This is a genomic window from Rhizobium sp. AC27/96, from assembly GCF_001692325.1.
Taxonomy (GTDB): domain Bacteria; phylum Pseudomonadota; class Alphaproteobacteria; order Rhizobiales; family Rhizobiaceae; genus Rhizobium.
The window spans coordinates 33,634-54,340 of record NZ_LXKN01000024.1 but is presented as its reverse complement, the minus strand read 5'-3'; the positions used below and the strand labels follow the sequence as shown (position 1 = coordinate 54,340).

At 60.7% G+C, this 20,707-nt stretch carries 22 protein-coding genes and 1 tRNA gene; 9 read left to right on the top strand and 14 right to left on the bottom strand.

The features are described from left to right. Positions 1-40: 40 nt before the first annotated feature. The 9 genes from yacG to A6U86_RS20195 form a co-directional block, all read right to left on the bottom strand. Positions 41-256 carry a DNA gyrase inhibitor YacG gene (yacG, locus tag A6U86_RS20235; RefSeq protein ID WP_068394758.1) on the bottom strand — a complete coding sequence of 72 codons (216 nt, stop codon included), beginning with the start codon at positions 254-256 and terminating at the stop codon, positions 41-43. Positions 257-259: 3 nt separating this feature from the next. Continuing rightward, on the bottom strand, positions 260-880 hold the full coding sequence (locus A6U86_RS20230) for a Maf-like protein (protein ID WP_068394757.1): 621 nt from the start codon (positions 878-880) through the stop codon (positions 260-262). A 112-nt stretch (positions 881-992) separates the two neighbouring features. Further along, positions 993-1,211 (bottom strand): translation initiation factor IF-1, encoded by a 219-nt coding sequence (gene infA, locus A6U86_RS20225; protein ID WP_004117876.1) that lies wholly within the window; start codon positions 1,209-1,211, stop codon positions 993-995. A gap of 142 nt (positions 1,212-1,353) precedes the next feature. Beyond that, entirely contained in the window at positions 1,354-1,821 is a 468-nt protein-coding gene (locus tag A6U86_RS20220) for a low molecular weight phosphatase family protein (RefSeq protein ID WP_068394756.1), read from the bottom strand. 5 nt (positions 1,822-1,826) lie between these two features. Then, positions 1,827-2,300, bottom strand: coding sequence for a UPF0262 family protein (locus A6U86_RS20215; protein ID WP_068394755.1), 474 nt, complete (start codon positions 2,298-2,300; stop codon positions 1,827-1,829). A 3-nt stretch (positions 2,301-2,303) separates the two neighbouring features. Next, entirely contained in the window at positions 2,304-3,602 is a 1,299-nt protein-coding gene (gene hisD, locus A6U86_RS20210; protein WP_068394778.1) for a histidinol dehydrogenase, read from the bottom strand. Between the two features lie 60 nt (positions 3,603-3,662). Continuing rightward, positions 3,663-4,106, bottom strand: coding sequence for a DUF2948 family protein (locus A6U86_RS20205; protein ID WP_068394754.1), 444 nt, complete (start codon positions 4,104-4,106; stop codon positions 3,663-3,665). A 132-nt stretch (positions 4,107-4,238) separates the two neighbouring features. Beyond that, on the bottom strand, positions 4,239-5,531 hold the full coding sequence (gene murA / locus A6U86_RS20200; RefSeq protein ID WP_068394753.1) for a UDP-N-acetylglucosamine 1-carboxyvinyltransferase: 1,293 nt from the start codon (positions 5,529-5,531) through the stop codon (positions 4,239-4,241). A 141-nt stretch (positions 5,532-5,672) separates the two neighbouring features. Then, a complete protein-coding gene (locus tag A6U86_RS20195; protein WP_244510023.1) occupies positions 5,673-5,957 on the bottom strand; it encodes a hypothetical protein in 285 nt (94 codons plus the stop codon). A gap of 153 nt (positions 5,958-6,110) precedes the next feature. Here A6U86_RS20195 and A6U86_RS20190 point away from each other — a divergent pair. The 4 genes from A6U86_RS20190 (at position 6,111) to A6U86_RS20175 (ending at position 9,274) form a co-directional block, all read left to right on the top strand. Further along, positions 6,111-6,185: transfer RNA gene (locus tag A6U86_RS20190), tRNA-Thr, on the top strand. Positions 6,186-6,527: 342 nt separating this feature from the next. After that, positions 6,528-7,157: a hypothetical protein gene (locus A6U86_RS20185; RefSeq protein WP_068394752.1), complete on the top strand. Its 630-nt coding sequence runs from the start codon at positions 6,528-6,530 to the stop codon at positions 7,155-7,157. Then, positions 7,111-7,929: a hypothetical protein gene (locus A6U86_RS20180; protein WP_158008769.1), complete on the top strand. Its 819-nt coding sequence runs from the start codon at positions 7,111-7,113 to the stop codon at positions 7,927-7,929. Before A6U86_RS20185 ends, A6U86_RS20180 begins: the two co-directional genes overlap by 47 nt. Positions 7,930-8,209: 280 nt before the next feature. Then, positions 8,210-9,274 (top strand): D-alanine--D-alanine ligase family protein, encoded by a 1,065-nt coding sequence (locus A6U86_RS20175; protein WP_068394750.1) that lies wholly within the window; start codon positions 8,210-8,212, stop codon positions 9,272-9,274. Between the two features lie 100 nt (positions 9,275-9,374). Here the strand turns inward: A6U86_RS20175 and A6U86_RS20170 are convergent, their stop codons facing one another. Continuing rightward, positions 9,375-9,722, bottom strand: coding sequence for a CAP-Gly domain protein (locus tag A6U86_RS20170; RefSeq protein ID WP_068394749.1), 348 nt, complete (start codon positions 9,720-9,722; stop codon positions 9,375-9,377). A gap of 444 nt (positions 9,723-10,166) precedes the next feature. Here A6U86_RS20170 and A6U86_RS20165 point away from each other — a divergent pair, with 444 nt between their 5' ends. Together A6U86_RS20165 and pdxA are read left to right on the top strand one after the other, a co-directional pair. Next, positions 10,167-11,456 carry a four-carbon acid sugar kinase family protein gene (locus A6U86_RS20165; RefSeq protein WP_068394748.1) on the top strand — a complete coding sequence of 430 codons (1,290 nt, stop codon included), beginning with the start codon at positions 10,167-10,169 and terminating at the stop codon, positions 11,454-11,456. Continuing rightward, a complete protein-coding gene (gene pdxA, locus A6U86_RS20160; protein ID WP_068394747.1) occupies positions 11,453-12,469 on the top strand; it encodes a 4-hydroxythreonine-4-phosphate dehydrogenase PdxA in 1,017 nt (338 codons plus the stop codon). Before A6U86_RS20165 ends, pdxA begins: the two co-directional genes overlap by 4 nt. 5 nt (positions 12,470-12,474) lie before the next feature. On the opposite strand, the gene A6U86_RS20155 is transcribed toward pdxA, so the two are convergent. Continuing rightward, on the bottom strand, positions 12,475-13,389 hold the full coding sequence (locus A6U86_RS20155) for a LysR family transcriptional regulator (RefSeq protein ID WP_068394746.1): 915 nt from the start codon (positions 13,387-13,389) through the stop codon (positions 12,475-12,477). A gap of 112 nt (positions 13,390-13,501) precedes the next feature. On the opposite strand from A6U86_RS20155, the gene A6U86_RS20150 reads away from it, so the two are divergent. From A6U86_RS20150 to A6U86_RS20140, 3 genes are all read left to right on the top strand, one after another. Then, a complete protein-coding gene (locus tag A6U86_RS20150) occupies positions 13,502-14,248 on the top strand; it encodes an SDR family oxidoreductase (RefSeq protein ID WP_068394776.1) in 747 nt (248 codons plus the stop codon). Between the two features lie 99 nt (positions 14,249-14,347). Beyond that, positions 14,348-14,821: a VOC family protein gene (locus A6U86_RS20145; RefSeq protein ID WP_068394745.1), complete on the top strand. Its 474-nt coding sequence runs from the start codon at positions 14,348-14,350 to the stop codon at positions 14,819-14,821. Positions 14,822-15,056: 235 nt separating this feature from the next. Beyond that, complete coding sequence (locus A6U86_RS20140; RefSeq protein WP_068394775.1) at positions 15,057-15,800, top strand: metallophosphoesterase family protein; 744 nt, start codon at positions 15,057-15,059, stop codon at positions 15,798-15,800. 25 nt (positions 15,801-15,825) lie between these two features. On the opposite strand, the gene A6U86_RS20135 is transcribed toward A6U86_RS20140, so the two are convergent. The 3 genes from A6U86_RS20135 to A6U86_RS20125 all read right to left on the bottom strand — a co-directional run bounded on the left by A6U86_RS20135 (position 15,826) and on the right by A6U86_RS20125 (position 20,702). Next, positions 15,826-16,248 (bottom strand): ASCH domain-containing protein, encoded by a 423-nt coding sequence (locus tag A6U86_RS20135; protein ID WP_068394744.1) that lies wholly within the window; start codon positions 16,246-16,248, stop codon positions 15,826-15,828. Positions 16,249-16,372: 124 nt separating this feature from the next. Then, positions 16,373-19,531 (bottom strand): efflux RND transporter permease subunit, encoded by a 3,159-nt coding sequence (locus tag A6U86_RS20130; protein WP_068394743.1) that lies wholly within the window; start codon positions 19,529-19,531, stop codon positions 16,373-16,375. A 22-nt stretch (positions 19,532-19,553) separates the two neighbouring features. Beyond that, the gene (locus tag A6U86_RS20125; protein ID WP_068394742.1) at positions 19,554-20,702 is read right to left on the bottom strand and encodes an efflux RND transporter periplasmic adaptor subunit; all 1,149 of its coding nucleotides are present in this window, start codon (positions 20,700-20,702) and stop codon (positions 19,554-19,556) included. Positions 20,703-20,707 lie beyond the last annotated feature (5 nt).

Below are 20,707 nucleotides of genomic sequence, written 5' to 3'. Positions count from 1 at the left end.
GAATGGCTTCGCAAGGCCGAACAATGCCGGCGCGCGAGGGTTATTCGTCGTCCTGGCCGCCGGCCTTAGTCTCATCCTCGGTAACGGGAATGGCGTAGGAACCATTCAGCCATCGCGAAAGATCGACCGAACGACAGCGATCCGAACAGAAGGGATAATGTTCGCGCACCGAAGGACGGCCGCATTCCGCGCAGGCGCGGGTCTTGCGCAGCGGCTCCACCTTGGAACCTACCTTGATTTCCTCAGTCTTGCCCATCGTCTATCCTTCCTGCCAACCGGCATGGACATCGAAGCCCTCGCCCGCCAGCAGCAGCATGGTCTCATAAAGCGGCAATCCGACGACATTGGTGTAGGAGCCGATCAGCTTCTGCACGAAGGAGCCGGCAAGCCCCTGGATGCCATAGGCTCCCGCCTTCCCGCGCCATTGGCCCGAGGCCAGATACATCTCGATATCGCGGCCCGAAAGTCGCTTGAAGCGCACCTTGGTCTCGACAACCTTCTGACGCAGCTTCCTGTCCGGCGTGATCAGGCAGATGCCGGTATAGACGACATGGCCGCGGCCAGAGAGCAGATGCAGCGCCGAAGAGGCTTCGTCGATAAACTCCGCCTTCGGCAGGATGCGACGCCCGACGGCGACCACGGTATCGGCGGACAGGATATAGCTGCCCTGCCAGGCGGCATCGCTCTTGATGGCAGCAAAGGCCGCCTCGCCCTTTTCAGCCGAAAGCCGCCGCGCAAGCGAGCGCGGATGCTCCGACTTCTTCGGCGTCTCGTCGATATCCATCGGCATGAGGCGCGCGGGTTCGATGCCTGACTGGTGCAGGAGTTCGACGCGTCGCGGCGATCCGGAAGCCAGTATCAGCTTGTGTTTCAACGCCATCAGACCTCGACCTGTCATGCGGGAATGAGAACGGGCTCTAAAGCATGGTGCCGAAAAGTATCAGCGGTTTTCGGAGAACATCATGCTCTGCTTGTTTGATACTAGAGCCGGACTACTTGAAACGGTAGGTGATGCGGCCCTTCGTCAGGTCATAGGGGGTCATTTCCACCAGCACCTTGTCGCCGGCAAGAACGCGGATGCGGTTCTTGCGCATGCGGCCCGCCGTGTGGGCGATGATCTCATGCTCGTTTTCCAGCTTCACGCGGAATGTCGCGTTCGGCAGGAGTTCGGTGACGACACCGGGAAATTCGAGGACTTCTTCTTTCGGCATTAAAGCTTCTTTTCCTGTCGGTTGAGGCCGGCGCCCATGGCAAAAAGCCGGGGGTCGCCGGAAATTGCGCGGAAACTACACAATCGCCGCGGTTTTGTGAACCTCGTTGATAAGGGTTTCTGCATTTGTTTCATTTGCAGCTCTAAAGCGAGCCGCGACGTTCCACAAGTCGGCTTTCGATCAGGCCGAGCAGATAGTCCCGAACTTCGCGATAAGCATCGAGAACCTGATCGCGCGTTCCGTCCGTTGCCGAGGGGTCCATGGTCGGCCAATAGATGACCTCGATGGCGTTCGCCCGCGTCAGCTCCAGGGCGGCGTGATGCGCCTCCGGCGAGAGCGTGATGATGATATCGAAGAAATCATCCTCCAGCTCCTCCAGGGTCTGCGGCTGCCGGCGCCCAAGAGAAAGCCCGATCTCGTCAAGCACGACATCGACAAAGGGATTGCGCTCGCCGGCCCGCACGCCCGCCGAGGCGATATAGGTGCCCTGCGGCAGCATATGCCGCGCGATCGCCTCGGCCATCGGCGAACGGATGGCATTGAGCCCGCACATGAACAAGATCGCGCCCGGCGCCTTGTTGCTATGCTCGACCGCCTGCAGCTGCTCCATGACGCTCACCCGCGCCAATAGAGCACGCAGACCAGCGTGAAGAGCCGGCGCGCCGTGTCGAAATCCACGGTGATCTTGCCGTTCAGCCGGTCCATCAGCGTCTGCGAGCCTTCATTGTGAATGCCGCGGCGGCCCATGTCGATCGCCTCGATGCGGCTCGGCGTGGCCGAGCGGATTGCCTCGTAATAGCTCTCGCAGATCATGAAGTAATCCTTCACGATGCGGCGAAACGGCGTCAGCGACAGGATATGCGTGGCGACGATGCTGCCGTCTTCGATGCGGATGTCGAAGACCAGCTTCTGGTCGACCAACGACAGGTTGAGCAGATAGGGCCCGCCCGCGTGGCCGGCAGGCTCAAAGCTGTTTTCCTCGATCAGGTCGAAGATGGCGACGGCGCGCTCGTGCTCGACATCCGGCGTCGAGCGGCCGATCGTGTCGTCCAGGACAACGTCGCTCAGCCGGAAGACGCCTTCAGCCATGCCTTACCCCTCGAGATTGAGGCGGATCGCGACCGACCGCGCGTGAGCATCCAGCCCTTCGGAATTGGCAAGTGCTATCGCCGCCGGTCCAAGCGCGCGAAGCTGATCCGGCCCGAGCCGCAGGATCGACGTGCGCTTGACGAAATCGAGCACTGACAAGCCCGACGAGAAGCGGGCGGAGCGAGCCGTCGGCAATACGTGGTTGGAGCCGCCGACATAATCGCCGATCACCTCGGGCGTATGACGGCCGACGAAGATCGCGCCGGCGTTGCGGATGCCCGCAAGCAGCGGCTCGGGATCATCGATCGCAAGTTCCACATGCTCGGCCGCAATGCGGTTGGCGAGCGGGATGGCCTGTTTGAGATCGGATACGAGGATGATGGCGCCGAAATCGCGCCAGCTGGCAGCCGCCGTCTGCGAGCGGCTCAGCTGCTTGAGCTGGCGCTCGACGGCACCCTCAACGGCCCTGCCGAACTCGGCATCGTCGGTGATCAGGATCGATTGCGCGCCTTCATCATGCTCGGCCTGAGCCAGCAGGTCAGCGGCGAGCCAATTCGGGTCGTTATTCTTGTCAGCAATGACGAGCACTTCCGAAGGGCCGGCGATCATATCGATCCCGACAGTGCCGAACACATGGCGCTTGGCGGCGGCGACATAGGCATTGCCCGGGCCGGTGATCTTGTAGACGGGCGCAATCGTCTCGGTGCCATAGGCAAGGGCCGCAATGGCCTGCGCGCCGCCGATGCGGTAGATTTCCTCGACGCCGGCCATGCGGGCTGCGGCAAGCACGGCCGGGTTGATGGCGCCCTTCATCGTGGGAACGGCGATGACGACGCGCTCGACACCGGCGACCTTGGCCGGCACGGCATTCATCAGCACCGAGCTCGGATAGCTCGCAGTCCCGCCGGGCACATAGAGGCCGACCGCTTCGATCGCCGTCCAGCGCGACCCGAGACCGACGCCGAGATCATCCTCATAGATATCGTCCTTCGGCAATTGCCGGCGATGATGCGATTCAATGCGGGTGGCGGCAACCTTGAGCGCGCCGAGCACTTCGGCCGGAACAGCCTCGATCGCCGCATCGATTTCGGCTTCGCTGACGCGCATCGGCGTCGTGGCAAAATCGATGCCTTCGAATTTCTGCGAATAATGCGCAAGGGCGGCATCGCCGCGTGCCCGCACATCATCGATGATGCCGCGCACCACGGCGTTCACATCTTCGGATACTTCCCGCTTGGTCGTCAGGAAAGCGGCGAACTGCTGCTCGAACCCTTCCGACGCCTGATCCAGCCAGATAGCCAACGCTGATATTCCTCTTCCATCGAGGCCGCCTTCAGCGGCCGGCATTCATCGATCGCTTATCTATTCGCCCGCATCCGGATGTCGCGGCTTATGCGCGGTTTCCCATGTGCCGCCGATATCGGCAAGCTGAACTTCGATGCATTCGACATCAAGCGCAATGGTGGCGTTGCCGGCAAGCGTCAGCTCGATCGTGCCGTCGGGCCCCTCGCCCTTCTGCTCGAAGCGGATGGCGAGCAAGGACAGCACCTCGTCGCGGTTGCGCCGGTTGATGCCGTTGGAGCGCACCGCCTGCACCCGTTTGAACACCAGCGCGGAACGATGGCGCTCATAGGACTTGCTGCGCTGTTCTGACTTTTCCCAGTCGAAACGGTTGGCGGCCAGCGAGAACTGCTCGAGCTTCGGCGCAAAGGACATGTCGCCGACCTTGAAGACGCTATCCTGCATATGCGCGGATATGACGCCCAGATCCTCGTTGTCGAGTGCCATTAGCTTGAGATCGCCCATTCGCCCTTCATCCCCGATCGCACAATCGAAACGCCGTGACAGACGTTTTCCTTCTGTGGACATAGGATGCGAGCGCAAAAGACGCAACCGAAGAAAGCGGGCTTGCCCGCTCTCTGCACGACAAGAGATAATTTAGTCGCTGATGCGCTCGACGATAGCGCCGCACCGCGTCAGCTTGTCTTCCAGCCGCTCGAAGCCGCGATCGAGGTGATAGATGCGCGACACCAGCGTTTCGCCCTCGGCGGCAAGGCCGGCGATGACGAGCGAGACGGAGGCGCGAAGGTCCGTCGCCATAACAGGCGCGCCCTTTAGCCGCTCGACGCCCTCGATGCGGGCCGTCTGGCCGGACAGAGAGATCTTGGCGCCGAGGCGGGCCAGCTCCTGCACATGCATGAAGCGGTTTTCGAAAATGGTCTCGGTGATATGCGACGTGCCGGACGAGCGCGTCATCAGCGCCATGAACTGCGCCTGCAGGTCGGTCGGGAAGCCCGGGAACGGATCGGTGGTCACATCCACCGGCTGGATGCCGCCGCCATTGCGCTTGACGCGGATGCCATTGTTGGTCGGCATGATCGCGGCGCCGGCGCGGCGCAGGCTTTCGAGCGCCGTGTCGAGCAGCGCCATATCGGTATTTTCGAGCGTGACATCGCCGCCGGCCATGGCAACAGCCATGGCATAGGTGCCGGTCTCGATACGGTCAGGCAGCACGCGGTGGCGCGCGCCGGAAAGCGAGGTGACACCCTCGATGGTGATCGTGCTGGTGCCGGCGCCGGAAATCTTGGCGCCCATGGCGATCAGGCAATTGGCGAGATCGACGATTTCAGGCTCGCGGGCGGCATTGCCGATCACGGTCGTGCCGCGGGCAAGCGTCGCCGCCATCATCATCACATGCGTGGCACCAACCGAAACCTTCGGGAAGTCATAACGCGCGCCGATGAGGCCGCCCTTGGGCGCCGTGGCGTTGATATAGCCGGCGTCGATCTCCATGGTGGCGCCGAGCGCCTGGAGACCTTCGATGAACAGATCGACCGGACGCGTGCCGATGGCGCAGCCGCCCGGCAGCGACACGCGCGCCTGGCCTTCGCGGGCGAGCAGCGGCCCGATGACCCAGAAGCTGGCGCGCATCTTGGCGACCAGCTCATAAGGCGCTGTCGTATCGACGATGGTGCGGCAGGTGAAATGGATGGTGCGGGAATAGCCGTCTTCCTGGCGCTCGCGCCGGCCGTTGACGGCGACATCGACGCCATGATTGCCGAGGATGCGCATCAAGAGCTCGACATCGGCCAGATGCGGCACGTTTTCGAGCGTCAGGGTATCGCTGGTCAAAAGCGAGGCGATCATCAGCGGCAGGGCGGCATTCTTGGCGCCGGAGATCGGAATGATACCGTTGAGCTCGTTGCCGCCGACAATCCTGATACGATCCATATATGCAATACGGGCGAGGCCCGCCTTTCCTAGAAGTTCCGTGCGCCCCGTCCGGGCGCCACAGTCAGAGTGCCTGAGAAAAGGCGCTCTTTAGACGAAATAGATTAAGGCTTCAATTCGTTTGATGATGAGCGACATCAATCACTGCGATTCGTCCAATTTTGCGGCAGCCCCCTGCCCATCCCCGGTTTTCGCCGCCGGCAGCCCATCCGTCTCGTCGGCTTGCCCCGCGCGCCGCGCCCGCACCTGCTGCTTGCGGCGCGACAGGTTCTCGCGCAGCTTCTGCGCCGCGCGCTCACGCCGCCTGTCCGCCTCGGTGATCTGCTTGCCGCCCGCAGGCTCGCCCGCCTCGCCGCCCAACTGGTCGGACGTCAAACCGCCCTGCAAAGCCTCGCCCTCATCGATTTTCGTCTTATCCGCACCCATAACTTTCCATAGCCTAAAACCTTAGCTGTCAAAAGACCGACACATTTTTTCCAACGATCTTTCACAGAAGTTGAAAATTGCGGCTTGCACTCAGCCTCCACCTATGGCAATAGCCCCCTCGCCCAATACGGCGCACCACTCGCGCCACGGATTGCTGCTATAGCTCAGGGGTAGAGCACTCCCTTGGTAAGGGAGAGGCCGAGAGTTCAAATCTCTCTAGCAGCACCAGTTTTTTCCGGTGTTTTGAAATAACAAGTGTATATTTGCGCCGGTTGCGCAGAGCTTGCTCAGTAAATTTTTACGATCGTGGCCAATCTCGACTTTCCCTGAGATGAGAACACACGAAACGCATGGCGATGATACTACCGGCTACCCACAAGCGCTATGTTGGCTGCCTCGCAAAAACGCTCCAGGATAATATTTCTTCAAGGTCAGTCTCGTTGCGATCGCAGAAGCCACGCCGCAAGAAAGCCAACATATTACTTTCGGGGCTGGCACGTGCATACCACCCTCTTGCCTCACGACCACTGCGCGATTAACGATTATTCGATTTCTCGCGTAGGTCCACATATGAAGAAGTTTTGGGACAATTACGGCTGGCTGATTGCACTTATGGTTTTGTCGTTGGTTGTTCTGCGTGCCTTCTGGGGCCGCGAGCCGTTCTGCGGCATCAAGGATGAACAATGCCTACGGGAGTGGATCGGTGCGCTAAGCGGATGGGTCGGAGGCGCAGCGGCAATTATCACGATCCTTGTCATCAATCATCACCACCGCGAGAATATTAAGTTGCAGAACGTGCCAATTTTTCGCACCGCGCAACTAGCAAAAGACTCTTCCAACATGCTCAGGACTATATGTAGGTCGCTGGAAAAAAGCCTGCAGCAGGGTCGAATGACAGCGACCATGATCACACTCAAAGAAATACACACAATTCTTACCGGTGATATCATTAGAGACTTCGAACTTAAAATCGGCTCCGGTGACACCTCTGGTTTGATAGAAGCAAAATCAATCACCAGCGCGGTAATCCAAGCGATCGCCGAGCTTCCAAAGCCGAATCCGAATGCCTATCTTGCACAACGGATTGATGATAGCGCAATTAAGATCGGTGGCGGAAGTGTCATCCGCAAAGTTTCGTCGTATGCAGACGCTGTTGACCAAAAAGCACAGGCATACATCAGCCGCTACACTGGCGCATGAAATCGCACTCATGTCCGCTCCGTCGCCACCTGGCCAGCGCTTGAGTTTATTTAGTGATGGCAACCATGAGGCGTGGAAGATGAAAAAGCATTGGGATCGTTACGGCTGGATAATTTGTATCCTCCTGCTCCTACTCTTTTTTCTGCCGCTGGTCTGGAGCAGTTCGAGCTTTTGCCGTAATGCAGATAGTGATTGCCTGAGAAACTGGATTTCTGCGACCGGCAGCTGGGCAGCTCTTTTTGCCGCCATACCAACAATCTTCTATCTCAGTCGGCAAGTTCAAGCCGCGATGAAGGCCAATGAAAACAGCGCAAAAATACAACTTCGAAGAAACTATGCGCTAAGTAAAAAAACAAAAGGCTACGCAAGTCTGCTCGACATGCACGCTCAGGCGTTTATCACTGTCCTTGACCGACGAATTCCAGAGTTCTCGATCCGACCATTGACCCGTCACCAAGCGAGGCAGCGCATGAGCGCGATCAACGATCTGCTGACTGACGGCACCTTCGGAAGATTCGAAGAGGAGATCGAGTTTCTGGACAAGCATAATGTCCAGCAGATCAAACGTCACATTATGCTCTTTTCGGATATGATCGCAGCGACCGACGGACCTATTCTTTCGGAGGAGACCCGCCAATTGATCTTGGTGATTTGTGTGATGTGCAAGAAATACGCAGCCGATTCTATAGCCGCAGCAGATGGCTTTGTCGTCGAGGCAGATGGGATGACTGGTAAAAATTATGCGCACATCTCTCGCAATGGCGCCGCTTGAAAACGGCATAAGTCAGCAAGGAGACATCCCGAATCGGGTGTGCGTAGCCGCTGTAGCGTCTAGTCGAGCGCAACAGCACTTCTCCCGGATATTCCACGGCGATTTAAAGGGATCCTGGTGTCTCAAAGTATCTTGTCACCGTAGCCGTTGAAGCAATTTTCCACGCGAGCAAAGAGGCTACCGGCAAAGCATACCCACAACCTCCTCCCCAATTCCGCTGCAATCCCCCGTTTAAACCCTCCCATCCATCACATCCTTCTTGCCCGGGAGAGCAGCCCTCATGTCGAAACTCCGCGTCGCCGTTTTGTTTGGTGGCCAGTCCAGTGAGCATGATGTGTCCATCATGTCGGCTCGTAATGTCATCCGGGCGATCGATGCCGGGACATATGAGGTCGTGCCGATCCTGATCGATCGTGCCGGGCGCTGGCTGCTTGTGGAGGCGGAGGGCGGCGTGTTGGCGGAGCCGGTTGCCTATGAAGGCACGGAGGTTTGCCTGTTGCCGGGCGCGAAGGGGCGGCTGCTGGCGCTGGAAGGCGCCGGCGCGCGGGAGATCGCGGCGGTCGATGTGCTGTTTCCGGTGCTGCATGGGCTTTATGGCGAGGATGGCTCCATTCAGGGCCTTGCCCAGATGGTCGGCATTCCCCTCGTCGGCTGCGGCATCTTGGGTTCGGCAAACGCGATCGACAAGGATATCGCCAAGCGGCTGTTGCGCGAGGCGGGCCTGCCGGTTGCGCGCTCCGTCACGCTCACGCGCGGCGAAAAGCCGGATTTCGAGGCGATCGTCAGCGCGCTCGGCGCGCCCGTCTTCGTCAAGCCCACCCGCCAGGGGTCGTCGGTCGGAGTCAGCAAGGCGCATGACGCCGGGGAATTCGAAAGCGCGCTGGCCGACGCCTTCAAGCACGACCGCAAGGTGCTCGTCGAGGAATTCGTGCGCGCCCGCGAGATCGAATGCGCCGTGCTGGAGCAGCCGGATGGTGCGCTGTTCGTCTCCGTACCGGGCGAAATCGCCACCGCCGCCGCGCATGGCTTCTATTCCTACGATGCGAAATATGTCGATCAGGACGGCGCCGTGGTCACCATTCCGGCTGAGATCCCCACCGAGACGGCGGAAACGCTGCGGCGCATGGCGGCAGATGGCTTCCGGGCGCTGGGATGCGAAGGGCTGGCGCGCGTCGATTTCTTTGTGAGGCCGGATGAGAGCGTCGTCATCAATGAAATCAACACCATGCCGGGCTTCACCAATATCAGCATGTATCCCAAGGCCATGGGCGCCTCGGGCATTTCCTATCCGGAACTCGTCGGCCGGCTGATCGAGCATGGGCTGGCCAGAGCAAAGCAGGCCTAAAGCAACTCCGCGAAGAGTGCGGAGCGGTTTTGTGCCCGCAATTGCGTCAAGTGAGACAGTAAGGGCGGCAGAACTTTCGCCGCCGCCCCTTCCCTGCCCGTCAGACCTTTTCCGTCTTCTTGACCTTCACCTTCGGCTCCACAGGCGCATCCGGCGTCGGGGCCAGCAGCTTTCTGAGCGAGGCGATCTTGTCCTTCACCAGCGGGCGGAAGCGGGTGGCGCGATAGGGCATGTCGTCGGCGCCATAGCCTTCGGGGCCGTCATCTTTGCCGCGATGGATCTCCTCGAGCTTCACGCCGATGAAGGTGCCGTCGACATAATGCGTGTATTCGCCGACCCAGCGGATCGTGTAGATCGTGCCCTTGCGGATCAATTGGTCGATGCTGACATGCTTGAACTTGTCATCGATACAGACGACCTTCTGGCCCACATGGAAATCGTAACTCACTCTGCTCTCCTTGAAGCGACAGGCGCCACCTGGCCCCTATTGCCGAAAGGCAACCATAGCCGCATATCGGCTTCAGAGTAAACGCGGGCGGGCATCGCAGTCCGCGATCGATGAAACGGCGGGGCAATCGCACATAGACAGGTAAGCCCCTCATCCGTCCTCTCACAGTTTCGCTTCGCTCAACTGTTCGAGTCCACCTTCTCCCCGCACGCGGGGCGAAGGGGTTTGACAGGATCCCCCCTCTCCCCGTCAAAACGGGGAGAGGGCTGGGTGAGGGGCACTTTTTATTTCATATGCGATGGCCTTGCATGAAACGGTGACAAAGCAATCCGTTGACAAGCCCCATGGAAGGCTGAAGATTGCGCTTCGCTCGAGCAGCCGTAAGGCCTTGCTTGCATGCCAACATCCGATGTCAGCAAGGCCCGCTGAAGGCTCCCTCCGATCATGCCCACCCTCCGCCTCCTTGCTGACGATCTCACCGGCGCGCTCGACACCGCGGTAGAATTCGTCGGTCTGTGCGGGCCGATAGAGATCGCGCTTGGAAGCGAGCCCGGTGCCGAGGGTAAGTCCAGCCTTGCCATCGACAGCGGCACGCGGGAGCGCTCGGCCGCCGACGCGGTAGGTATCATCGAACAGCTGGCGCCGCTGCTGAAGGGCGCGGATATCGCCTTCAAGAAGGTCGACAGCCTGTTTCGTGGCCCCTGGGCCGCCGAACTCGCCGCCGTCTTCCGGCTCGGGCACTGGCGGCATTGCATCCTCGCGCCGGCCTTTCCGCATTATGGCCGCGTAACCCGCAACGGCCGGCAAATGCTGCGCGCGGCGGATGGCACATGGCAGGATGTGAGTGGCGATCTGGTGGAGGCTCTGGCTGCGGAGGGATTGCAGGTAACCGGGGTAGCCAAGCGGCATCGCGCACCAAGCCCCTTACGTCTCGACAATTCAGAATACGAACACCGTCTCTCAGATGGTATTAGCGTTTTTGACGCTGATACCGATTCTGATCTCGATGAGATTATCGCCCTGGTCCAGAATGCTCGCGGGCCCATCCTATGGAGCGGCACTGGCGGTCTGGCTGGCGCCATGGCGCGCGGAAGCAAACTGGAGGCCGGTGCTTCCGTAAGTCTGTTTGATCCCGGCGCACGCGCTTTCGTGCTCGGACAAGCCAAACCAATGAGTTTTTTGACGAGATTATGGCCACCGACATCACTGGAGCCGACACCGGACCGACTGCGGCCCATCACCATATCGCACAGGCTAAAACCTCCAGTTCTCGGCCTTTTCGGCTCCGATCAGCCCATCACGCGCGCGCAGTTGAAAGCCTGTGGCAGCCGCGGACTCCATATCGGCGAAGAGACCGATCCCTCCGTCATTGAAAAGCAGCTCGAGCGGGATGGTGCCGCCCTCGTCAGCGTCAATCTGCCGCCGGGGCTCGATCGCGCCGAAGCGGCTGCACGGATCGAGACGTGCTTCGCCCGCATCGCAAGGGCGCTGCCCGCCCCCGGCACGCTGATCGTCGCCGGCGGCGAGACGCTGCGCGGGCTCTGTCATTCGCTGGGCCCCGAAGCATTGACGGTAACCGGCCAGGTATCGCCGGGCCTGCCGCGCTCGGTCATTTCAGGCGGCCATTGGGACAAGGTGGACGTGATCTCGAAATCCGGCGCCTTTGGCGGTCCGGATCTCTGGCGCGATCTGCTCAGGAAAAACGGATTGATCGACAAAGGAGACGGGATATGACGCGGCATCTGGCAATCACCATGGGTGACCCCGCCGGCATCGGCCCGGAAATCATCCTCAAGGCTGCGGCTCGGCTGAAGGACAGGATAGAAGAAGGTAAGTTAAAACTTACAATAATCGGCAGCGGCCCTTCCCTTCGCCTGGCGGAACAACAGCTCGGCCTCGATGCCAGAATTCCCGAGACACGGATGGATGGCGACTGGCCGGACCTCTGCTTCATCCAGGCCGATGTCGAGGGCGAGCCGATCCTGCCCGGCCAGCTTTCCGCCGATGGTGGCCGCATGGCCTTCAAGGCGATCGAGAAGGGCGTTCAGCTTGCGATGACCGGCAAGGTCGGCGGCATCGTCACCGCGCCGCTCAACAAGGAAGCCTTGAACAAGGCCGGCTTCCACTATGCCGGCCACACCGAGCTTCTGGCAGAACTTACCGGTGCACACGGCTCGGTGATGATGCTCGCTCATGGCAATATGCGTGTCAGCCACGTCACCACCCATGTGGCGCTGGAGGATGTGCCGAAGCGGCTGACGCCCGAGCGGCTGCGCCTCGTCATCGACCTCACCAACAAGGCGCTCCAGCATCTCGGCATAGCAAGGCCGAAGATCGCGGTTGCCGCGCTCAACCCGCATGCCGGCGAAGGCGGCCTCTTCGGCCGGCAGGATATCGATATATCAGCGCCGACCATCGCCAAGGCCGTGTCCGATGGCCTCGACATCGTCGGGCCCGTTCCCGGCGACACCGTCTTCGTCAAGCTGCGCGCCGGCCAGTATGATGCCGTCATCGCCATGTATCACGACCAGGGGCATATCCCGGTCAAGCTCTTAGGCTTCGAGATCGACCCTGCCACAGGCAAGTGGATGGATCTTTCCGGCGTCAACATCACCCTCGGTCTGCCGATCGTGCGTACCTCCGTCGATCATGGAACAGCCTTCGATATCGCCGGCAAGGGCATCGCCAATGAACGCAGCCTGATCGAGGCGATCGAATTCGCCGAAAGGCTCGCCATCGGCAGATAATGCGCTCAAGAAGCCTCAGGCGCCTCGCCAAGAAGGAGATCAATCCGCTCGGTGAGCAGCTCAAGGAAGGCTTTCGTTCGGGCAGCCGGCCGTGGTCCAGGCGGATAGATGGCATGGACGTCCACGCGCCTGAACGCATAAGAGGGCAGCACGGGAACCAGCCTCCCTTCGGCGATTTCCCGGCCGCAGACGACCGCGAATAATGCACCGATCCCCCTTTCCGCCAGCACCGCCTCCATCAGCGGTCTCCAATGACTGACGCGCCATGTGGTGCGAATAGGCACCTCCACCGACCCGCCATCGGGACCGATCAGATGCAGCCGCTCATCCGCCGCGAAACCGGCGACCCTGATGAACGGATGTGCCGCAAGGTCCATCGGTTCATGCAGCGGCCCGTGTCGCTCGAGATAGCCGGGAGCGGCCAGCGCGAGCCGGCGCAACGTCCCGAGACGGCGGGCAATGAAATTGCCGCTGCCGATCTCGCCGATGCGGATGGAGAGATCAACGCCCTCAGTCATCGGATCGACGAAACGATCGTTCAAGGTCACATCGATGGCCAGAGCCGGATGCCGTGTCTGGAATTCGATGAGCAGCTTCGGCAATGCCATCTCGCCGAGCCCATGCGGCGCCGCGATCCGAAACGTTCCGGTCAGGGATGCCTCGGCCGAGGCAACGGAAGCCTCCGCCTCCTCGGCGGCTTCAATGGCGCGCTTGGCATATTCGTAAAAGCGCGCGCCGGCATCGGTCGCCTGCACCGCGCGGGTCGTCCGGTAGAGGAGCCGCACTCCCAGATGCTTCTCCAGCTTCTCCACGCGTTCGCTGACTGTGGGCTGGCCGAGACCAAGATCGCGCGCGGCGGCCGAAAGACTGCCGCGTTCGACGACACGGGTGAAGATGCGCATGGCGGAAAGCATATCCATGCCGGCATTCTATCGTCTTTTACGATAAATAACATCGCCATTCGCTCTCTTCTAAAGCATATGACGATCGACGAATTTGGGGTTGGTCAACATTCCAATCGGAGAACCAGTCTTGCAGACCAGCACCATTCACACGGGCGAAACCCAGGCTCAATCGTTCCAGGGCCAGAGCATCGTCATCATCGGCGGCTCATCGGGCATCGGCCTGGCAACGGCAAAACAGGCCAAGCACGCCGGCGCGAACCTCTTCCTGATTTCACGCAATCCCGAGCGTCTCCGCGAGGCGGCCGAAGCGATTGGTGGCGCGACGCAGATCGTCGCGGATATTGCCGCCCCACAACCAGCGATATTTGCGGGCATCGACAGGATCGATCATCTGCTGATCACGGCCGGGACGGTGCATTTGCAGCCGCTCAAGGATCAATCGGAGGCTGACCTCTCGAAGGTCATGAGCGAACGACTGATCGGACCTTTGCTCGCGATTAAGGCTGCTCTCCCACTCCTGCATCCGGCAAGCTCGATTACCATGACCTCAGGACAATTCGCCTCCCGCCCCGCCACCATCGGCGCGGTTGTGGCCGCTGCTGTCGCCGCGGTCGAGAGCACGGTTCGCGCCCTCGCCCTCGAATTGTCGCCAATGCGCATCAACGCGGTTTCGCCGGGATGGGTGGATACCCCGTTGCTCGACGGCATTATGGGCGAAGCCAAGCGGCAAGTGCTCGAGCAGACTGCCTCGACGCTCCCCAGCCGCAATATCGGCCGGCCGGAGGATATCGCGCAGGCCATCCTCTTCCTGATGGCGAACCGCTTCATGACCGGAGAGATCCTGCACATCGATGGTGGCGGCCGCCTCGTGTAGCCGTTGACGATCGGCATGGGTTCGAAAAAATTCCGCAAGCTTGTCGGGCTTGGCGCCCCTCGTTCGTCCTAGGAACATCCAACGAGAGAGGAGCACCCAATGTCGAAGATTGCCCCATGCCTTTGGTTTGCACGAGAAGCGGAGGAAGCCGCGAACTTCTATGTTTCGATCTTTCCTGATTCCCGGATCGATCATGTGCAGAAGAACATTATCGATACGCCGGCAGGCAAACCCGACGAGGTTCTGGTCGTCAACTTCACGCTTGCCGGTCAGCGCTTCATGGCGCTGAACGGCGGCAGCCGCATCGAGTTCAATCATGCGATTTCACTGGAAATAGATTGCGCAGATCAGGCCGAGGTCGATCGCCTCTGGAATGGTCTTTGCGATGGCGGAGCACCCGTGGAATGCGGCTGGGTGACGGACCGCTACGGCGTCTCCTGGCAAGTTGTGCCGACGGTGCTCGGTAAATATCTGGCCGACCCCGATGCGGCAAAGGCTGCCCGCGTCATGCAGGCCTTGATGGGGATGGTCAAGCTCGATATTGCGGGTCTGGAAGACGCCTATCGCGGTTGAAATTGCGACCAATTCGGGAGGTGCGCAAGGCTCGCCGCCTCCCGAATATAATTTTGAAATTCCATGCGATTTCATCGATTTTGACCGACGATCGCCATCGGCGCGGCTTGCGGCAAATCAAGGCTTGGAATAGCTTTCTCTGCAGACTCGTCAAAGGCGGGTTTCTCGACACTTTTTCAAGCAATTGGACCGTCGCGGCCGTTCAGGCACGACCCGGCGGGAAACGGCCGATTTCATGCAGAAACAACGAGACCGCGTCGATCTCACCGGACACGACTACACGGCCATCTACGCGCTGAGCGACATCCATGGATGTTACCATCCCATGGTGAAAGCAGAAAAGCGCATCGTCGAAGATGCCAGCACCCTTCCCGGCCGAAAGCTGCTGATGTTCCTTGGTGATTACGTCGACCGCGGCCCGCACTCCAGCGATGTGCTGTCGCATCTCTGCGCACCGCCGCCGGAGGGCTTCGATCGTTACGTGCTCTGCGGCAATCATGACGATGTCTTCCTGCGCTTTCTCGATGACCCCGAGGCCAATCGCCACTGGCTGGATTTTGGCGCGCTGCCGACACTCGCATCCTATGGCATCGATGCGAAAGAGCTGCTGGCACAAGGCCGCAGTATCAGGGAGCTGCGCGATCTCACGCTGAAGGCGATGCCGGCGGCGCATGTCGATCTGCTTCGCTCCCTGGCCGGCGCCGTCACCGTCGGCTCGTTTCTCTTCGTCCACGCCGGCATCCGCCCGGGCATACCGTTGGCAGATCAGACAGATGAGGATCTGATGTGGATCCGCGAGCCATTCTTGTGGGATGGCCCGCAGCTGCCGCTTCTGGTGATCCACGGCCACACGCCGGACTCCCAGCCCGTTTTCGGCAAGGATCGTATCGGCATCGACACCGCCATTTCCATGGGCGGAACCCTGACGATCCTCAAGCTTGCCGATGGCAAGCCGACAATCCTGGAATCGTCCTCCTGAATTACTCTTCGAAGACGCAAGCCAACTAGAGAGCTAAAGGCTGATCCAGGATCGCAACGAGACGGAAAGTCTCGCACCATAGCATCATCGCCGGTTCAAACCCGCCTGTCTCCTCGAAATAGGAGCGGTGCGCGCGGCGCCAATATTCGAGGCTCAGATCGCCTTCGCCTTCACTATGCGCAAAGGCTTCACCGACCTGATCAAAGGGCCGTTGCTCCAGGGATACGGTCTCTATGATCGCCCTCGGCACGCCTTTACCGTCGCACACGACGGATCGCTGACCGATCTCGGTCAATTGCCCATCTCTAACAGACCAACACGTTCCGGTCTTCTTACCTTTTAAAACCAGATCGAGCAGTTCATCGGCCAAAGCAGGGCTATTGCCAAACGAGAAGCGTTGCAGCGATTGCCAATCCAGCTTGGAACTATTGTCTGTATCTGCCGTCATCGGAACCGCCGCGTCTGCAACCGACCCGTCTTCGAGATCGGGCCGGGAATGTGCAACAGATACAGACAACAAAAGACAAAGCTACCCTGCACTGTAATGGGAGTCAGACTTAGACTGACGCCCCTTATTCCGCCGCCATGGATGGCGGCAGGTGGAGAGCGTTCTCGTCACTGTCCTCGACCTGATTCTTCACCGGTGGCTCCGCCGACTTGTTCTTCGGCTCGCGACCGAAGAACAAGGCATAGCCGGCAGGCAGGACGAAGATTGTCAGGATCGTCGCCACCAGGATACCACCCATCATGGCGTAGGCGAGCGGGCCCCAGAAGACACCACGCGAGATCGGGATCAGCGCGAGCACCGCCGTCAGCGCGGTCAGCATGATCGGCCGGAAACGACGGACGGCCGAGCCGATGATCGCCTCCTTCCGGTCCATGCCCGCCGCGATATCCTGGTCGATCTGGTCGACGAGGATGATCGAGTTGCGAATGATGATGCCGAGCAGCGCGATGACGCCGAGGATCGCCACGAAGCCGAAGGGCGCGCCGCTGATGAGCAGAGCCGCGGCAGCCCCGATGATGCCGAGCGGACCGGTCGCCAGCACCAGCATCGCCTTGCCGAAGTGCTGCAGCTGTATCATCAGCAATACGACGATGATGACGAGCATGATCGGCGCCTTGGCGGCGATCGAGGCCTGGCTCTCGGCGCTGTCTTCGGCACCGCCCTGGATCTCGATCTTGTAGCCGGCAGGCAAGCTGTTTCTGAGATCCGCCATGTCGTTGTAGAGCTTGGCGGTCACGTCGTTCGACTGCACATCGTCAGGCAAGGTCGCCCGCACGGTGATGGTCGGCAGACGGTCGCGCCGCCATTCTATGCTCTGCTCCATGACAGGCACGATCTTGGCGACCTGCGACAGCGGCACGAACCCACCGCTATCCGTCGGGATATAGATGGAATTGACCGAGGTCAGCAGATGGCGGCTTGCGTCCGGCTCGCGGGCAACGATCCCGACGGTCTCTTCGCCTTCGCGATAATTGTCGAGCGTGAAGCCGGACATCGAGGCCTGCAGCATCTGGCGAATGCGCTGCGAGGTAACGCCGAGCACACGGGCGCGGTCCTGGTCGATCACCAGCTTCATCGCCGGCACCGGCTCGAGCCAGTCGTCGTGGATGGCACCGAGCAGCGGGTTCTGGGCGAAGCGCTGCTTCACCTGGTCGGCGATATGGCGAACCTCCTGCCGGTCCGGACCCATGACGCGCAGCTGTACGGGCCAGCCAGTCGGCGGACCGAGGAACAGGCGGTCGACCTTGCCACGGACGGACGGGAAGTCGGCAGCCAGAATACCACGCAGCTTGGTGATCAGACGCTCGCGTGCCGGCTCATCCTTGGCCATGACCAGCATCTGGGCATAGTTCGGATTGGTGAGCTGCTGGTCGAGCGGCAGGAAGAAGCGCGGTGCGCCCTGCCCGACATAAGTGGCGATGAAGCGCTTGTCCGGATCGTCGGCCATGCGCGATTCCAGTGCCTGCGCCTGTCGCTCCACTTCCTTGATGCTGGTGCCCTCAGGCAGCCACAGGTCGACGAGAATTTCAGGACGCGACGACTGCGGGAAGAAGTTCTGCGGAATGAACTGGAACGACCAGAGGCTGCCGACGAAGGCGGCGATCGTCAGAAGCAGAACGATGACGCGGTGGCGCACGGCCCAGGCGACCGAGGAGTGCAGGCGGCGATAGAAGCGCGTATCAAACACATCATGATGCTCGCCGGCATGGTGCCGCTGCTTGAGGATCATGTAGCCGAGCCATGGCGTGAAATAGACGGCCACGAACCAGGACACCACCAGCGCGATGCCGACGACATAAAAGAGCGAACGGACATATTCGCCCGCCGTCGATGCCGCGAAGCCGACGGGAATGAAGCCTGCCGTGGTGATCAGCGTGCCGGTCAGCATCGGGAAAGCAGTCGAGGAATAGGCGAAGCTGGCGGCATCGAGCTTCACCAGCCCCTCCTCCAGCTTGCGCTCCATGAGCTCGACCACGATCATGGCGTCGTCGACCAGCAAACCGAGTGCGATGATGAGCGCTCCGAGCGAGATGCGCTGCAGGTCGATGCCGAACTCATACATGATGGCGAAGGTTGCGGCCAGCACCAGCGGAATGGCGATGGCGATCACGAGGCCCGAGCGCCAGCCAATCGACAGGAACGAGACGATCAGCACAATGACGAGAGCTTCGCCGAGCGCATGCATGAATTCGCTGATCGCGTCGGTGACGACATCGGGCTGATTGGCGATCTGGTCGACCTGAACGCCGACCGGCAGCGAGGCCTCGAAGCGCTTGTAGGTTTCCTCCACCGACTTGCCGACATCGGTCACCTTGTAACCGTTGGCCATGACGACGCCGAGCTGCACGCTGGCGTGACCGTTGTAGAGGAACTTGGCGGTATAAGGGTCCTGTAGCCCGGCCGTGACGGTGGCGATATCGCCGAGGCGTGTCACCTGGCCGCCTGCGGTCAGCCGCAGGTTCTTGATGTCTTCGATCCTGTTGACATCACCCTCGACGGAGATGCGCACCGAGCGTGTGCTGGTATCGACGTTGCCAGCCGGATCGACATTGTTCTGGCCGACGACGGCATTCTTCAGGTCGTTGAGCGTCAAGCCGCTCTCAGCCAGTACCTTGGAGGAGACATCGATATAGATCTGCTCGGCCTGGTCGCCGATGATGGTGGCCTTCTCGACACCGGGTGTCGAGAGCAGCATATCACGCGCCTGGATGGCGAATTTCTTCAGCTCCGGATAGGAATAGCCGTCGCCGCTGATCGAATGCAGCGTGATGAAGGTGTCGCCGAACTCATCGTTGAAATAAGGGCCAAGCAAGCCGGAGGGCAGTTCGTTGCCGATATCGCCGACCTTCTTGCGGATCTGGTAGAAGGCGTCCTTCACCTCGGCCGTATTGGTGTCGCCCTTGATCTGGACGGTGGTGATGGCAAAGCCGGCGCGGGTATAGGATTTGACCCAGTCGAGATGCGGCGTTTCCTGCAGCTTGCGCTCGATCTTGTTGACCACCTGGTCTTCCATGTCCTGCAGGGAAGCACCGGGCCATACGGTCTGAACGACCATGACACGGAAGGTGAAATCCGGATCTTCCTTCTGACCCATGTGGGTCAGGCCGAGCGCGCCTGCGATGATGATGAGACCGAACAGGAACCGCGCAATGCTCGGATGGCCGATCGCCCAGCGCGACAGGTTGAACCGCTGCTTCCCACCGGAAGTGTTGTTGATGGACATGGTTTCGCCCTCTCGATCCGGGTCAGCGTACGACGTCCGCCGAAGCGGAATTGGTGTCTGCGGAGGCCTGCTGAGCTGGAGCAGCCGGAAGCTTGACCTTCATGTTCTCAGTCATGAATTGCGTGCCCGCCGCGACGACGACGTCGCCGGTCTTGAGGCCATCGGCAATGCGCACGCCGTCATCGGCGAAATCGGCGACTTTGATGGCACGGGAATGCACGGTGCCGGCATTGCGGTCGACAAGCCAGACGATCTGTTGCCCATCCTTCTGGGCAAGGGCGCTCAGCGGAATGGAAACATAGGGTTGGGTGTTGTCGGCGAGCGCCTCGATGGTCGCCGTCATGCCGAGCAACACGCGCTGATCGGCCGGCAGGCTCACACGCACCGCGAAGGTGCGCGACTGATCGGCGCTGCCGGACACTTCCCGCACCTTGCCGTCAAGCACCAGCGCGTCGTCGGACCAGAAGCGCGCCTTGACGGCCTTGCCGACCTTGAACTGCGCGATATCCATTTCCGGCACAGCGATCAGCACTTCCTTTTCGCCATCGACGGCGACGGTGATGACAGGTGTGCCGGAACTGACCACCTGGCCGACATCGGCATTGATTGTCGTCACGATCCCGTTCATGTCCGACGTCAGATCGCTGTAGGCGACCTGGTTCTTCGCCTCGGCGAGCGCCGACACTGCGGAATCCCGTGTCGAGGACGCCTGATCATAGGAGAGCTCGGCCTGTTCGAGCTGCGATTTGGAGCCGACGTTCTTGTCGAAGAGCTTCTGGGCACGGTCGCGGGCAAGCTCGGTCGTCTGGACCTGCTTTTCAGCCGAATCCAGGTCCGCCTGCGAGCGGCGCACCGCCAGAACGTAGTCGGTGGAGTCGATGCGGGCGAGCACATCGCCGGGCTTGACCTTCTGGCCGATATCCACCTTGCGCTCGACGATCTTGCCGCTGACGCGGAAACCGAGGTTCATGTCTGTCCGCGCCTTGACGGAGCCGGAATAGTCGAGCTTGCGTGTCGTGTCAGCCTGAGCGATCTCGACCACTTTTACCGGCCGGACCACCTCCGCCGCCTCTTCCTTCTTCTCATTGCAGCCCGCAAGCCCGAGCCCCAAGGCGGCAAAGAAAGCCGCGCCGGCAACGGTCCGTAGGGTGTTGGTCGTCAGCGAAACCATGTCGC